The organism is Sphingosinithalassobacter sp. CS137 (assembly GCF_014334115.1).
GTDB lineage: Bacteria > Pseudomonadota > Alphaproteobacteria > Sphingomonadales > Sphingomonadaceae > Sphingomonas.
On record NZ_CP060494.1, the window covers coordinates 19,846 to 33,051 of the forward strand.

Genomic DNA, 13,206 nt, shown 5'->3' on the forward strand with positions numbered 1-13,206 from the left:
CGGCCTCCCGGAGTGACGGGAGGGGGACGCGCGGGCGCGGATCGGGTTCCTGATTGCGAGCGGTTCTCAGTGGAGGCCGCGACCGAGCACGACGCGCGGCGCGCTTCAGCCGATCGCCTCGATCACCGCAGCGCGCAGTTCGGCGATGCCGAGGCCGGTCTCGCTCGAGGTGGTGATGAGATCGGGATGGGCGGCGGGGCGCTTGCGCGCCTCGCCCGCGGTGCGCTCCGCGACTTCGGCGAGTTCGGACGCTTTCACCTTGTCGGCCTTGGTGAGCACGAGGCGGTAGCTGACCGCGGCGTCATCGAGCATGTCGAGGATCTCGCGATCGACGTCCTTGATGCCGTGGCGCGAATCGATCAGCACCAGCGCGCGCTTGAGCGCCTGCCGCCCGCGCAGGAAATCATTCACCAGGAAGCGCCACTTCTTCACCACGTCCTTGGGCGCCTTGGCGAAGCCGTAGCCGGGCATGTCGACCAGGCGGAAGCGCAGCGGCTCGCCGATATCGAAGAAGTTGAGTTCCTGTGTGCGCCCGGGCGTGACCGAGGTGCGCGCGAGCGCCTTGCGACCGGCGAGCGCGTTGAGCAGCGACGATTTGCCGACGTTCGACCGGCCGGCGAAGGCGACTTCGGGCACGTCGGGATCGGGCAGGAACTGGAGCGTGGGCGCTGATTTCAGGAACGCGACCGGGCCGGCGAAGGTCTTGCGCGCCTGCTCGAGAAAGTCGGGGGAGAAGGCTTCGCGCTCCTCCCCCTGACCGGCGGGACCCGTCATTTCGTCGCTGCCTTCTTGCCCTTGTCGGGCTTCTCGACCGGCTGCTTGAGCTGCGGATGGCGGCTGTAGAGCCAGCTCTGCTGCGCGATCGTCAGCAGGTTCGAGGTGATCCAGTAGACCTGAAGCCCCACGGCGAACGGCGCCATGATGAACATCAGCACCCAGGGCATGATGCCGAAGATCTGCTTCTGCATCTCGTCCATCGGCGCCGGGTTGAGCTTGATCTGGAAGTACATCGAGACGCCCAGCAGGATCGGGACGATGCCGATCGCCAGGAACGCCGGCGGGGTGAAATCGAGCAGGCCGAACAGATTGACCGGGGTGAGCGGATCGGGCGCCGACAGATCGCGGATCCACAGCACGAACGGCTGGTGGCGCATTTCGATCGTGAGGATCAGCACCTTGTACAGCGCGAACATGATCGGGATCTGCAGGATCAGCGGAAGACAGCCGGCGAGCGGATTGACCTTCTCGTCCTTGTAGAGCTTCAGCATTTCCTGCTGCAGCTTCTGCTTGTCGTCCTTGTAGCGTTCCTGCAGCGCCTTCATCTTCGGCTGGACCGCGCGCATGCTGGCCATCGACGCGAACTGCTTTTGCGCGATCGGGAAGAGCAGCAGACGCACCGTGAAGGTGAGCAGGATGATGGCGACGCCGAAGTTGCCGACCATGCGGAACAGCCAGTCGAGATAATAGAAGATCGGCTTCTCGATGAGGCCGAACCAGCCCCAGTCGATCATCTTGTCGAATTCGACGATGCCGAGCCGTTCCTCATAGGCATCGATCAGCGCGGTTTCCTTCGCACCGGCGAAGAAGCGCGAGGTCTGGACGATGCCCTGGCCGGGCTCGAGCCGGACGGCGTCGCGCAACGAGAAATCGGCCTGATAGGCGTCGGCGCCCGCCGAGCGCAGCTTGAGAGTCGTGGCGCGCGACTGATCGGGGACGAGCGCCGTCTGCCAATAATGGTCGGAGAAGCCCGCCCAGCCGCCGGTCGCGGCGAAGCTCTGTTCGCCATCGTCGAGATCGTCATAGTCGGTGTAGCTGGCAACGCCGTCGGCGACGGCGATCGGGCCGACGTGCGCGACCCACTGATCGATGTCCTCCGAACGGCCGCGGCGGCTGAGATAGCCATAGGGTGCGGCCGAGACCGGCGCGGAGCCGGCGTTGGCGACGCTCTGTTCGACGGTGAACATATAGTTCTCGTCGACCGAATAGGTGAGGCGGAAGCGCAGTCCCTGCGCGTTGCGCGTTTCGAGCGTGACCGGATTGCCCGGCGAGAGCGTGTCGCCGCTCGCCTGCCACAGCGCATCGGGGCCGGGCGCGTTCAGGCCGCTGCCGCGCCAGCCGAAGCCGGCGAAATAGGCGTTGGCGGTGCCCGAGGGCGAGAGCAGCCGGATCGGCGGCGAATCCTCCTCGATGCTCTGGTTGTATTCCTTGAGGATCAGATCATCGATGCGTCCGCCGCGCAGGTTGATCGAGCCGCTGAGCGACGGCGTTTCGATCCGCACGCGGGGCGTTTCGGCGAGCACGACTTCGCGGCTGCGGATCGCGGTCGCCGTATCGGCGGCGGGATCGGCCTCGGGCTGCGGCGGGAGCTCGACCTCGCCGTTCTCGATCTGCGCGGTGCCCGGCTGGGGCGCCGACGGCGGCGCGACATAATCCATGATCGCGGGCCAGGCGAACAGGATGAACGCCGCCAGCACCGCAAAGATCAGGAGGTTCTTCTGTTCTTCCTTCACCAACTATCCCCAATGCCGGGCGTGCTCACGGCACCGGATCCCAGCCATGACCGCCCCAAGGATGGCAGCGCGCGATTCGCTTCAGCGCGAGCCAGCTGCCTTTGGCGGCGCCATAGCGGCGCAAGGCCTCGATTGCATAGGCCGAACAGCTCGGCTGATAGCGGCAGCTCGGCGGAAGGATGGCGGACGGGCCGATCTGCCAGCCGCGCGCGAGCAGGATGAGGAGCCGCGCGATCATCGCCGCACCTTGTTGAGCGCGCGGGCGAGATCGGCCTGAAGCGCGGACCAGTCGCGCTCGACGCCGCCGGGACGGCCGATCAGGACGTGATCGGCGCCGTGAATGCCCGACTGCGGCAGTATTTCGCGCGCGAGCGCACGGAACCGCCGCTTCATGCGGTTCCGCGTAACGGCGTTGCCGACCTTCTTGGAAACGGTGATGCCGATCCGCATGGTCGCGTCGGCATCGCCGCGGTCGCGAACGAGCAGGACGAAGCCGGGCATGGGCGCCCGCTTGCCCGCATTCGCCGCGAGATACTCCTTGCGCTGGGTAAGCCGGCTCAGGCCGACAGCTTCTTGCGGCCGCGGGCACGGCGCGCACGAATCACCTTGCGGCCGCCCGGAGTCGCCATGCGCGCGCGGAAGCCGTGGCGGCGTGCACGCACCAGATTGCTCGGCTGAAAGGTCCGCTTCATCGCTCATCCTCGGGTATTCTAAACGGAAAAGGGCCGCCACAGGGGCGGCCTCGTGTCGGGTGCCCATAGCGGGGGAGGCCATCGAAGTCAACGCGCCGCGTCGCGCTGGCGGAGCCGTCGACGACGGGCGCTGCGGCGGCGTAGCGCGCGATCGGCCAGCGCGCCGAATCGCGGCCAGCGGCGCTTGGCACGGACGAAATGCCGCCGCGCCCAGCGCGAGTTCTGGAGCACCAGCACCAGCCCCGCTGCGAAGACGAAGATGCCGCCGGGGCCGGGGATCACGCCCACTATAGGCGCGGCCAGGATGAGCGCCATTCCAGTGAGAAAAAGGCCGGTTCGGACGATCGGGGAGCTGGAACGGCGGCGCGCCATCGCATCTACATGGGTCTTGTGTATTGCGACCTCAAGACAGTCGTGCGGCGAATCGTTCCATCGCTGCGGAAAACGGTTATGACCGGCGGGGATCAGGGGGAGAGCCGCGCATGGTCGCGATCGTATCGACCGTCGCGTATCTGGGGCTGGAGGCGCGGCCCGTCGAGGTGCAGGTCCAGGTCGCCGCGGGCGTGCCGGCGTTCGTGGTGGTGGGGCTCGCCGACAAGGCGGTCGCCGAAAGCCGCGAACGCGTACGCGGCGCGATCGCCGCGATCGGGCTGGCGTTGCCGCCCAAGCGGATCACGGTGAACCTGTCGCCCGCCGATCTGCCCAAGGAAGGGTCGCATTACGATCTGCCGATCGCGCTGGCGCTGCTGGGCGCGATGGGGGTGGTCGATGCCGAAACGCTGGCGGGGTACGTCGTCGTCGGCGAGCTGGGGCTCGACGGGCGGGTCGCGCCGTCGCCCGGCGTGCTGCTCGCGGCGCTCCACGCATCCGAGCTGGGCAAGGGGCTGGTGTGCCCGGCCGGGCAGGGATCGGAAGCCGCCTGGGCCGGATCGGTCGAAGTCGTGGCGGCGACGGACCTGATCGGACTGCTAAACCACTTCAAGGGCCATCAGTTGCTGCCGCCGCCGCCACCCGGCGAGGCCGAGCCGACCGCGCACGGCCCGGACCTGCGTCAGGTGAAAGGGCAGGAGACGGCCAAGCGCGCGCTGGAGATCGCGGCAGCGGGCGGACACAATCTGCTGATGTGCGGCCCGCCGGGCGCGGGCAAATCGCTGCTCGCATCCTGCCTGCCGGGCATCCTGCCGCCGCTCGACGCGGCCGAAGCGCTCGAAGTATCGATGGTGGCTTCTGTCGCGGGGACGCTTGCGGGCGGGCGGCTGACGCGCAACCGGCCGTTCCGCAGCCCGCACCACAGCGCCTCGATGGCGGCGCTGACGGGCGGCGGATTGAAGGTGAAGCCGGGCGAAGTGAGCCTGGCGCATCTCGGCGTGCTGTTCCTCGACGAACTGCCCGAATTCCAGCGCGCGGTGCTCGATTCGCTGCGCCAGCCGCTGGAGACGGGCACGGTGAGCGTCGCACGGGCGAACGCGCACGTCACCTTTCCGGCGCGGGTGCAGCTGGTCGCGGCGATGAACCCGTGCCGCTGCGGTCACCTTGGCGACCCGGCGCTCGCCTGCGCACGGGCGCCGAAATGCGCGGCCGACTATCAGGCGAAGGTTTCGGGGCCGCTGCTCGACCGGATCGATCTCAGTGTCGAGGTGGCGGCGGTGAGCGCGGCCGATCTGGTGCTCCCGCCTCCGCTCGAAGGATCGGCGGAAGTCGCCGAGCGGGTGGCGGCAGCGCGCGCCATTCAGCGCGATCGCTATGCGGGAACGAGCGTGCGGACCAATGCCGAGGCGGACGGCGATCTGCTCGAGCAGGTGGCCGTGCTGGAGGAGCCCGCGCGCAAACTGCTTGCGCAGGCGGCCGAAGCGACGCGGCTCTCGGCGCGCGGATTTCACCGAGTCATTCGAGTATCGCGGACGATTGCCGACATGGCAGGCGCCGAGAACATCGGCCGTATCCATGTTGCCGAAGCGCTGAGCTATCGTCGGCGCGCGCCGACGAACTGATCGGGAGAAGCGCGGCCTGGCGGCACCGCGCTGCGCCACCGGCGCAGGCGCGGCGAAGCGGCTTGCGGGGCCGCACCGCTTGGTCTAGCCGTGCGCGCTGCGCTGCCCCTGTGGCGAAATTGGTAGACGCGCTCGACTCAAAATCGAGTGCCGCAAGGCATGCTGGTTCGAGTCCGGCCAGGGGCACCACCTTGCAGAGTTGGCGAGAATGCGCCGCCGCCGGGATGGCGGGCGACGACGCATCGAGTGCCGCTATTCGGCGTGCCACTTTACCGGAATCCGCAGATAGGTGACGCCGTTCGCCTGTGCCTCCTCGAACCGGCCGGCGCGAATGTTGACCTGGATCGACGGCAGCAGGAGCTTCGGCACGGAAAGCCCGGCATCCCGCTTCTCGCGTAGCGCGACGAACGAGTCTTCGTCGACCCCATCGTGTACATGCACGCTCGCCCGGCGCTGCTCGCCGACGGTGGTTTCCCAGCGATACTCGTCACGCCCCGGCGCCTTATAGTCGTGGCACAGGAACAGCCGGGTTTCGTCCGGCAGCGACAGCAGCCTGCGGATCGAACGATAGAGCGTGCGCGCGTCGCCGCCGGGGAAGTCGGCGCGCGCGGTGCCATAGTCCGGCATGAACAGCGTGTCGCCCACGAACGCCGCGTCGCCGATCAGATATGCGACGTCGGCTGGCGTGTGGCCCGGCACGTGGAGCACCTCGACGGTCAGTGCGCCGATCGCGAAACGTTCGCCATCCTCGAACAGCCGGTCGAAGTCGGAGCCGTCGGTCTTTAGGTCCTCCATCGCGAAGACCGGGCGGAAGATCTTCTGGACGTCGCGGATATGCGCGCCGATGCCGACCCAGGCGCCGGTATGCGCCTTGATGAAGGGGGCGGCCGAGAGATGATCGGCATGGGCATGCGTCTCCAGCACCATCTCGACTCGCCAGTCGTATTCGGTCGCATAGGCCAGGATGCGCTCGGCCGAGCGCGTGTCGGCGACGCCGCTCGCCAGATCGAAGTCGAGTACCGGATCGACCACCGCGGCGCTGCGCGTCTCGGGATCGCCGACCAGATAGCTGATCGTGTTCGTCGGCTCGTCGAAGAAGGCCTGGATGAAAGGCTTGGGCATGATCGTCCTCCTTTATCCCTTGACCATATATTAGAATATGCTAAATAAGCAATACCTAATGGAGTTGCGAGGATGCTGAAGCCGCCGATGGACCTGGCGACATTCGAAACGAAGGCAGGCGCGGTCGCCGAAACGCTCAAGGCGATCGGCAATCCGCGGCGGCTGATGCTGCTGTGCAAGCTGATCGAGCATGGCGAAGTGACGGTGACCGATCTCGCCGCCGAGGTCGGGCTGTCGCAGTCCGCCTGTTCGCAGCACCTCGCCCGGATGCGCGACGAGGATCTCGTCGCTTTTCGGCGCGAGAGCCAGACGCTCTGGTACCGGATCGCCGATCCGAGGACCGAGACGCTGCTCGCCACGCTCTACCAGCTCTACTGCAAGGAATGACACGATGCCGCTGAAACAGCTTTCCCCCTCCGACGCCCGCGCAAGGATCGATGCAGGGGCCCGCCTGGTCGACATCCGCAATGCCGACGAGCATGCCCGCGAGCATATTCCCGGGGCGATCAACCTGCCGCTGGAGCGAATCGACGATCTTCCGCGCGACGAATGTGCGGTGGTGTTCCACTGCCGGTCGGGTGCGCGGACGTCGGCGAATGCGGTGCGGCTCGCCGCAGCCGCAGGGGAGGCTCCCGCCTTCCTGCTCGACGGCGGGATCAATGCCTGGCGCCGCGCCGGCCATCCGACCTTCGCCGATCGTTCGCAGCCGATGGAGATCATGCGGCAGGTGCAGATTGCCGCCGGCGTGCTGGTGCTTGCCGGAGTCCTGCTGGGGCTGTTCGTCGCCCCCGGGTTTCTGGGCGTATCCGCATTCGTCGGCGCCGGACTCGTTCTCGCAGGGGCGACCGGCTGGTGCGGAATGGCGCGGCTGCTGCGGGTCATGCCGTGGAACCGGCGCACGGCCGCCTGACGACAGTGGAAACAGTCGTCGCCACGCTCGCTTCGGGCGCGCTGATCGGACTTGTGCTCGGCCTGGTCGGGGGCGGCGGCTCGATTCTCGCGGTGCCGCTGCTGGTTTATGTCGTCGGCGTCGGCTCGCCGCATGCCGCGATCGGCACCGCGGCTGTGACCGTCAGCGTCAACGCCTTCGCCAGTCTGGTCGGCCATGCCCGCGGGGGGCGCGTGAAATGGCGGTGCGCGGGCGTGTTCGCCGCCGCAGGCATGACGGGCGCGGCGTTGGGTGCCGAGTTCGGCAAGGCGTTCGACGGACAGGGGCTTCTCGCGTTGTTCGGGCTGCTGATGATTGGCGTGGGCCTGTCGATGCTGCGCAGGCGCCGCGCCGCCGAGGCGCCCGACGTGCGGCTGACGCGCGAGAGCGCCGCGGTGCTGCTGCCCCGGCTGGTGCCGATCGGACTCGGCGTCGGCCTCGCTGCGGGCTTCTTCGGAATCGGCGGAGGATTCCTCATCGTGCCGGGGCTGATCGTGGCGACCGCGATGCCCCTGTCCCATGCGGTCGGAACGTCGCTGGTGGTGGTGACTGCGCTGGGGCTCACGACCGCGTCCTCCTATGCGATCTCGGGCCTCGTCGACTGGCCCGTGACCGGATTGCTGATCGCGGGCGGCTTCGCCGGAACGATCGCGGGGATCGGCGCGGGAAGACTGCTCAGCAGCCGCAAGCGCCTGCTCGAGATCGGCTTTGCGGTGCTTGTCGTCGCGGTGGGCAGCTATGTGACGGCGACCGCGCTGTAAGCGCGGGCGGCGGCTGCACCGCGCCCCTCCCGGTCCTTGGGCAAAACCGCCTATAAGGAGGAGTCTGCGCGGCCGCGTGACGAGGAGTCTCCATGTACCATTGCGACGAAGAGGCGCGGCTCGATGCGCTGCATCGGCTGAACCTGCTCGACACCGCACCCAGCGAGAGCTTCGACCGGATCACGCGCATGGCCAGCCAGATCTTCGGCCTGCCGATCGCCGCCATTTCGCTGACCGATCGCGACCGGCAGTGGTTCAAGTCGCGCGTGGGAGTGAGCCATTGGTCGATCCCGCGCCTCAAGGCGCCGTGCTCGGAAGTCGCGGAAACGGCGGACACGCTGGTGATCCCCGATCTCCACGAGGACCGATGCTACCGCACGAGCATCCTCGCCGATCAGGGTATTCGCTTCTACGCCGGCGCGTCGCTGACGACGCGCGAAGGCCATAGCCTGGGCGCGCTGTGCGTTCTGGGCACCGAGCCGAGGCAGGTGACCGACGCCGAGTGCAACGCGCTGAACGACCTGGCGAAGATGGTGATGGTGCAGATCGAGCTCCAGCATGCGCTGGGCAGGCTCGACCCGCTGAGCGGGCTGCCGAACCGGATCCAGTTCCTCGAGGATCTGGCCGATGTGGGCCGCGACCATGCCGGAGAGCAGCGGCTCGCCGTGCTGATCGATCTTGCGCGGCACGAGCAGCTGAGCAACGGGCTGCGCGTTCTGGGGTCGGCCTATCTCGACAGGATCGTGCAGGATTCCGCGCGCACGATTGCAGCCGCGATCGGGCGCGGCCGCACCGTGTATCACGTCGCGGCGACGCAGTTCGCCTTTCTCGCGCCGCCGGGCGCGGAGCCGCACGCCTATCTGGCCACGCTGTCCGATCTTCAGGCGCAGTTGCGCACGGCCACGCGCGACCGATTCATCATGGCGGCCAGCATCGGCGTCGCGCCTTTCCTCGCCGGCGCGACGTCGCCGGCGGCGATCCTGCGGACGGCGCACAGCGCCGCGCAGGACGCACGCGCGCACGCTTCGCTGGCGAGCGTCTATTCGCTGGCCGTGGACAATGCGCACCAGCGCCGGTTTCGCCTGATCGGCGATTTCGATTCGGCGTTGCGCGACGGCGGGCAGCTGTCGCTCGTCTTTCAGCCGCGCGTCGATCTGGCGAGCGGCGCGTGCGTGGCGGTCGAGGCGCTGCTGCGCTGGCAGCATCCCGAGCTCGGCGCGATCTCGCCGGCCGAATTCGTGCCGATCGTCGAACAGACCTCGCTGGGCGGCGCGATGACGAAATGGGTGTTCGGTGCGGCGCTCGCCCAGCTCGCGGCCTGGCGCACTGCCGGGCTCGCGATGCGGCTTTCGATCAACGTGTCCGCGTCGAACCTGGAACACCCCGGATTTGCCCAGCAGGTCCAGCTGCAGGCCCTCCAGCATCGCGTGCAGCCCGACTGGGTGGAGCTGGAAGTGACCGAAAGCGCGCTGATGGGCGATTTCGGCACGGCGACCGAGCAGCTCACGATCCTGCTCGGAGCCGGCTTTCACGTGGCGATCGACGATTTCGGAACGGGCTACAGCAGCCTCGCCTATCTGCAGAAGCTGCCCGGCAGCATCCTCAAGATCGACCAGTCGTTCGTGCGCAACATGCCCGAGGGCCCGCGCGAGCGGGCGCTCGTGCGCTCGATGGTCGCGCTGGCGCACGACCTCGGCTATCGCGTGGTTGCGGAGGGAGTGGAGACCGCCGAGCTGCGCGACCTGCTGATCGAGATGCGCTGCGACGAGGCACAGGGCTATTTCTACGGGCGGCCGATGCGACCCGAACAGCTCGTCGGCTGGATCGACCGCCGCCTGTCCGAGGCCGCATAGCGGAGCAGGAGCCACGGTCGATCGCAGTTGCGGCGGCCGCGCAGGCGATTGACCAACGGTGTCAATTTAGAGCGATCCGAGCAGTGTTGCGACTTCCTCGGTCGCCGGCCGTCTCCGGCGCTTGGGGGAGAATCAACTTCGGCGCCGTGCCCGTCGCCGCGCTGTTTCCGTAAGAAAACGCCATAAAAACAATGCGTAACGTCGCACGCCGTTATTGTGCCGGGCCGGTTTCGGGACCTCGCGCCGGATCGAGTCGATTGGGGGCTTGACGCCGGAAGATCAATCTAGCAGCCTAGCGAATGACACCGGTTTCAAACGACTGGGTCGAGACAATGGGACCGCGCAAACGCGGCCCGGTCCGGGGAGGATGCACGTGCGTTTCCGCGCGCGGACCTGTCTTTCCCGGTGGGCGTGGACGTCGGCCGGCAGCGCTGCTGTCGGCGCCATGGCGTTTCGTGCCCGCGATCAGAAGCGCAGGCCGCGCAAGCGGCGATGGGGAGAGGCAAAATGGCAAGAAACACAAAGGGTAGGGCCCGTGCGTCGGTTGCGCGTCTGCTGGGCGCGGCATCGCTGTCCGTGGTGGCGATCGGATCGGCGCAGGCGCAGGTGACCGCCGAGCAGGACGTCGGCGAACCCGGCAATCCATATGAGCCGGTGATCGTCGTTTCGGGCTTCCGCGAATCGCTGAGCGAAGCGCTAGACGTGAAGCGCGATTCGGTCGCCGCCGTCGACGCCATCGTCGCCGAAGACATCGCGAAATTCCCCGACCAGAACCTTGCCGAATCGTTGCAGCGCATCCCCGGCATCGCGATCACCCGCGACGGCGGCGAGGGCCGCCAGATCACGGTGCGCGGGCTGGGGGCGGGCTATACCCGTGTCCGCCTGAACGGGATGGAGACAATCGCCACCTCCGCAGGCGAGGGCGGGCCGAACCGCGGCCGCGATTTCGACTTCAACGTCTTCGCCTCTGAGCTGTTCACGTCGCTGGTCGTCCACAAGACCGCCGAGGCCCGGCTCGACGAAGGCTCGCTGGGCGCGGTGATCGACCTGAATACCGGCAATCCGATGGCATATGGCGACGGCTTTACGCTCGGCCTCAACGCGAAGGTGCAGTATAACGATCTGAGCGAGGATTTCGGGCCGCGCCTCGCCGGGCTGGTCAGCTACAAGGATCCCTCGGGGCTGTTCGCGGCGTCGTTGTCGGCCGCATGGTCGAAGTACGACATTCTCGAAGTCGGCAACAACACGGTGCGCTGGCAGCAGGCGCGGTTCAACTCGGTCGACGGTACGCGCTGCTTCACCACCAACCGCAGCGGCGGCACCTATGTGCCGAGCGCAGCGTGCGACGAGGCGGCGCTCGCATTCCACCCGCGCATTCCGCGCTATGGCGAGATCGGGCACGAGCGCGAGCGGCTGGGCGTGACCGGCAGCTTCCAGCTGGCGCCCGCCATGGGCACGCTGATCTCGCTCGACGGCCTCTATGCCCATTACGACGAGACGCGGACCGAGAAATGGGGCGAAGTGCTATTCCGCTCGAACGAGCGCGGCATCGACCTGCTCAACCCGACCTATGACTCCAACGGGAACATGATCTCGGCCACGGTGGACAACGCCTGGGTGCGGATCGAGGATTTCCGCCGCGAATCCTACACCGAATTCTATCAGTTCAACGGCAAGATCGAGCAGGAATTCTCGCCCACCTTCCGCGGCACGCTGTATGGCGGCGTTTCGCAATCCGAGGCCGTGGTGCCGATGGAGACGACGATCATCTTCGACGATCGCGACGTCATGGGCTATGAATTCGACTATAGCGACATGGACCTGCCACGGCTGAGCTTCCCGACCGGAATCACCGATCCGGCGGCATTCCAGTTCGCCGAATTCCGCGATCGCCCGTCGAACGTGACCAACAGCTTCCGCACGGTGAAGCTCGACCTCGAATGGGAGCCGGTCGAGGGCTTCACGGTGCTCGCCGGGCCGTTCTACCGGCGGTTCGAATTCGACACCACCGGAGGCTCCCGCGACTCCTCCTACTGCGCGGCGTTCAGCTGCGCGCCGGGCACCTATGGCGCGCCCGTAACCGACGCGATCTCGATGCTCTACACGCTGCCGAACGTCGGCAATGCGCCGGCGGGAACGACGCTGACCTATCTCGTCCCCGATCTCGCGGCGGCGGCGGCGGCGATCGACCTCTACAACCGGCCGCTCAACGAGGACGCGGCGAACACACGCAACGTGGTCGAGGAAGATACTGGCGGCTATCTGCAGTTCAACACGCGCGGTTCGCTGTTCGGGCTCGAGTTCGCCGCGAATGCCGGCGTCCGCTATGTCCGTACCGACGTGCGATCGACCGGCATCAACAATGCGCAGAACGTGACGGTGACGCGCGACTATGAAGACTGGCTGCCGTCGCTCAACGTCGCCCTCTATCCCGCCTCCGACGTGATTGTGCGCGGCGCGGTCGCCAAGGTGATGTCGCGGCCGGGACTGGGCAGCCTTACGCCGGGCGGGTCCGTCGACGGGTTCAACTATCGGGTGAGCTTCGGCAATCCGTCGCTCGAACCGACCCGAGCGACGACCTTCGACGTGGCTGTCGAATGGTATTTCCGGCCCGAATCGGTGTTCTCGGTTGCGCTGTTCCGCAAGGAGATCGCGAGCTTCCCGATCGGCAGCACCACGACCGGCACCTATGCCTCGACCGGACTGCCGCTCTCGCTGATCCTGGCAAGCTCGCCGGCGGCGGCCAATCCCGAGGGGCAGCCCTGGACGATCAACACGACGGTCAACGGGCCGGGCGCGGAGATCCAGGGGTTCGAGCTGAGCCTGCAGACGCCCTTCACCTTCCTGCCCGGCTTCCTTTCGAACTTCGGCGTGATCGGCAACCTCACCTATGTCGACTCGGACGTCGAATATACGGTGCGCGGTCCGGCGACCACGGTGGGGACGGGAAGCTTCCCGGCGCTGACGACCGAGACGATGTCGGAGAAGCTGCTCGGCCTTTCGAACTGGCAGTATAACGCGACGCTCTATTACGAGGACAGCCGGTTCAGCCTGCGCGGCTCGGTCGCCTATCGCTCGCGCTACAACGACGGCACGAGCGCGACGGGCAACATCTTCGAAGGCTTCAACAGCTCGTTCAGCGTCGATCTTTCGGCGAGCTATGCGCTGACCGACTATCTCGACATCACGTTCGAGGGGCTGAACCTGACCGACGATTACCAGGACCGGTTCGTCGATGCGGCTGCCGACCGCAACTACGAATATGACCACACGGGTCGCGTGTTCCTGCTGGGTGCGCGTCTCAAGCTGTAAAGGGGGAGGGTTCCACCGGGCGGCAGCGCGGTGGAAC

The 13,206-nt window shown here is 67.3% G+C and carries 13 protein-coding genes and 1 tRNA gene; 7 read left to right on the top strand and 7 right to left on the bottom strand.

Going from position 1 to position 13,206, the window contains the following annotated elements; genetic code table 11:
* Nucleotides 1-105 precede the first annotated feature (105 nt).
* The 6 genes from yihA to H7V21_RS00125 all read right to left on the bottom strand — a co-directional run bounded on the left by yihA (nt 106) and on the right by H7V21_RS00125 (nt 3,517).
* A complete protein-coding gene (yihA, locus tag H7V21_RS00100; protein WP_188054645.1) occupies nt 106-774 on the bottom strand; it encodes a ribosome biogenesis GTP-binding protein YihA/YsxC in 669 nt (222 codons plus the stop codon).
* Nucleotides 771-2,510, bottom strand: coding sequence for a membrane protein insertase YidC (yidC, locus tag H7V21_RS00105; RefSeq protein WP_188054646.1), 1,740 nt, complete (start codon nt 2,508-2,510; stop codon nt 771-773). The genes yihA and yidC overlap by 4 nt, the downstream gene beginning before the upstream one ends.
* A gap of 25 nt (nt 2,511-2,535) precedes the next feature.
* Nucleotides 2,536-2,748 (bottom strand): membrane protein insertion efficiency factor YidD, encoded by a 213-nt coding sequence (gene yidD, locus H7V21_RS00110; RefSeq protein WP_188054647.1) that lies wholly within the window; start codon nt 2,746-2,748, stop codon nt 2,536-2,538.
* Nucleotides 2,745-3,011 (bottom strand): ribonuclease P protein component, encoded by a 267-nt coding sequence (gene rnpA, locus H7V21_RS00115; RefSeq protein ID WP_262503924.1) that lies wholly within the window; start codon nt 3,009-3,011, stop codon nt 2,745-2,747. The genes yidD and rnpA overlap by 4 nt, the downstream gene beginning before the upstream one ends.
* A gap of 56 nt (nt 3,012-3,067) precedes the next feature.
* Nucleotides 3,068-3,202 (bottom strand): 50S ribosomal protein L34, encoded by a 135-nt coding sequence (rpmH, locus tag H7V21_RS00120; RefSeq protein WP_109806156.1) that lies wholly within the window; start codon nt 3,200-3,202, stop codon nt 3,068-3,070.
* Between the two features lie 87 nt (nt 3,203-3,289).
* The gene (locus H7V21_RS00125) at nt 3,290-3,517 is read right to left on the bottom strand and encodes a hypothetical protein (protein WP_262503925.1); all 228 of its coding nucleotides are present in this window, start codon (nt 3,515-3,517) and stop codon (nt 3,290-3,292) included.
* A 167-nt stretch (nt 3,518-3,684) separates the two neighbouring features.
* Between H7V21_RS00125 and H7V21_RS00130 the strand changes: the two genes are divergently transcribed.
* Both H7V21_RS00130 and H7V21_RS00135 read left to right on the top strand, forming a co-directional pair.
* On the top strand, nt 3,685-5,193 hold the full coding sequence (locus tag H7V21_RS00130) for a YifB family Mg chelatase-like AAA ATPase (protein WP_188054648.1): 1,509 nt from the start codon (nt 3,685-3,687) through the stop codon (nt 5,191-5,193).
* Between the two features lie 104 nt (nt 5,194-5,297).
* Nucleotides 5,298-5,382, top strand: a tRNA-Leu gene (locus tag H7V21_RS00135).
* Nucleotides 5,383-5,445: 63 nt separating this feature from the next.
* Here the strand turns inward: H7V21_RS00135 and H7V21_RS00140 are convergent.
* Entirely contained in the window at nt 5,446-6,315 is an 870-nt protein-coding gene (locus H7V21_RS00140) for an MBL fold metallo-hydrolase (protein ID WP_188054649.1), read from the bottom strand.
* A gap of 72 nt (nt 6,316-6,387) precedes the next feature.
* On the opposite strand from H7V21_RS00140, the gene H7V21_RS00145 reads away from it, so the two are divergent.
* From H7V21_RS00145 to H7V21_RS00165, 5 genes are all read left to right on the top strand, one after another.
* Nucleotides 6,388-6,702, top strand: coding sequence for an ArsR/SmtB family transcription factor (locus H7V21_RS00145; RefSeq protein ID WP_188054650.1), 315 nt, complete (start codon nt 6,388-6,390; stop codon nt 6,700-6,702).
* Nucleotides 6,703-6,706: 4 nt separating this feature from the next.
* Nucleotides 6,707-7,225, top strand: a complete 519-nt coding sequence (locus H7V21_RS00150; protein WP_188054651.1) for a rhodanese family protein — start codon at nt 6,707-6,709, stop codon at nt 7,223-7,225.
* Entirely contained in the window at nt 7,201-8,004 is an 804-nt protein-coding gene (locus H7V21_RS00155) for a sulfite exporter TauE/SafE family protein (RefSeq protein ID WP_262503926.1), read from the top strand. The genes H7V21_RS00150 and H7V21_RS00155 overlap by 25 nt, the downstream gene beginning before the upstream one ends.
* A 92-nt stretch (nt 8,005-8,096) precedes the next feature.
* Nucleotides 8,097-9,857: a putative bifunctional diguanylate cyclase/phosphodiesterase gene (locus tag H7V21_RS00160; protein ID WP_188054652.1), complete on the top strand. Its 1,761-nt coding sequence runs from the start codon at nt 8,097-8,099 to the stop codon at nt 9,855-9,857.
* A 507-nt stretch (nt 9,858-10,364) separates the two neighbouring features.
* Nucleotides 10,365-13,169: a TonB-dependent receptor gene (locus tag H7V21_RS00165; RefSeq protein ID WP_188054653.1), complete on the top strand. Its 2,805-nt coding sequence runs from the start codon at nt 10,365-10,367 to the stop codon at nt 13,167-13,169.
* Nucleotides 13,170-13,206: the final 37 nt, after the last annotated feature.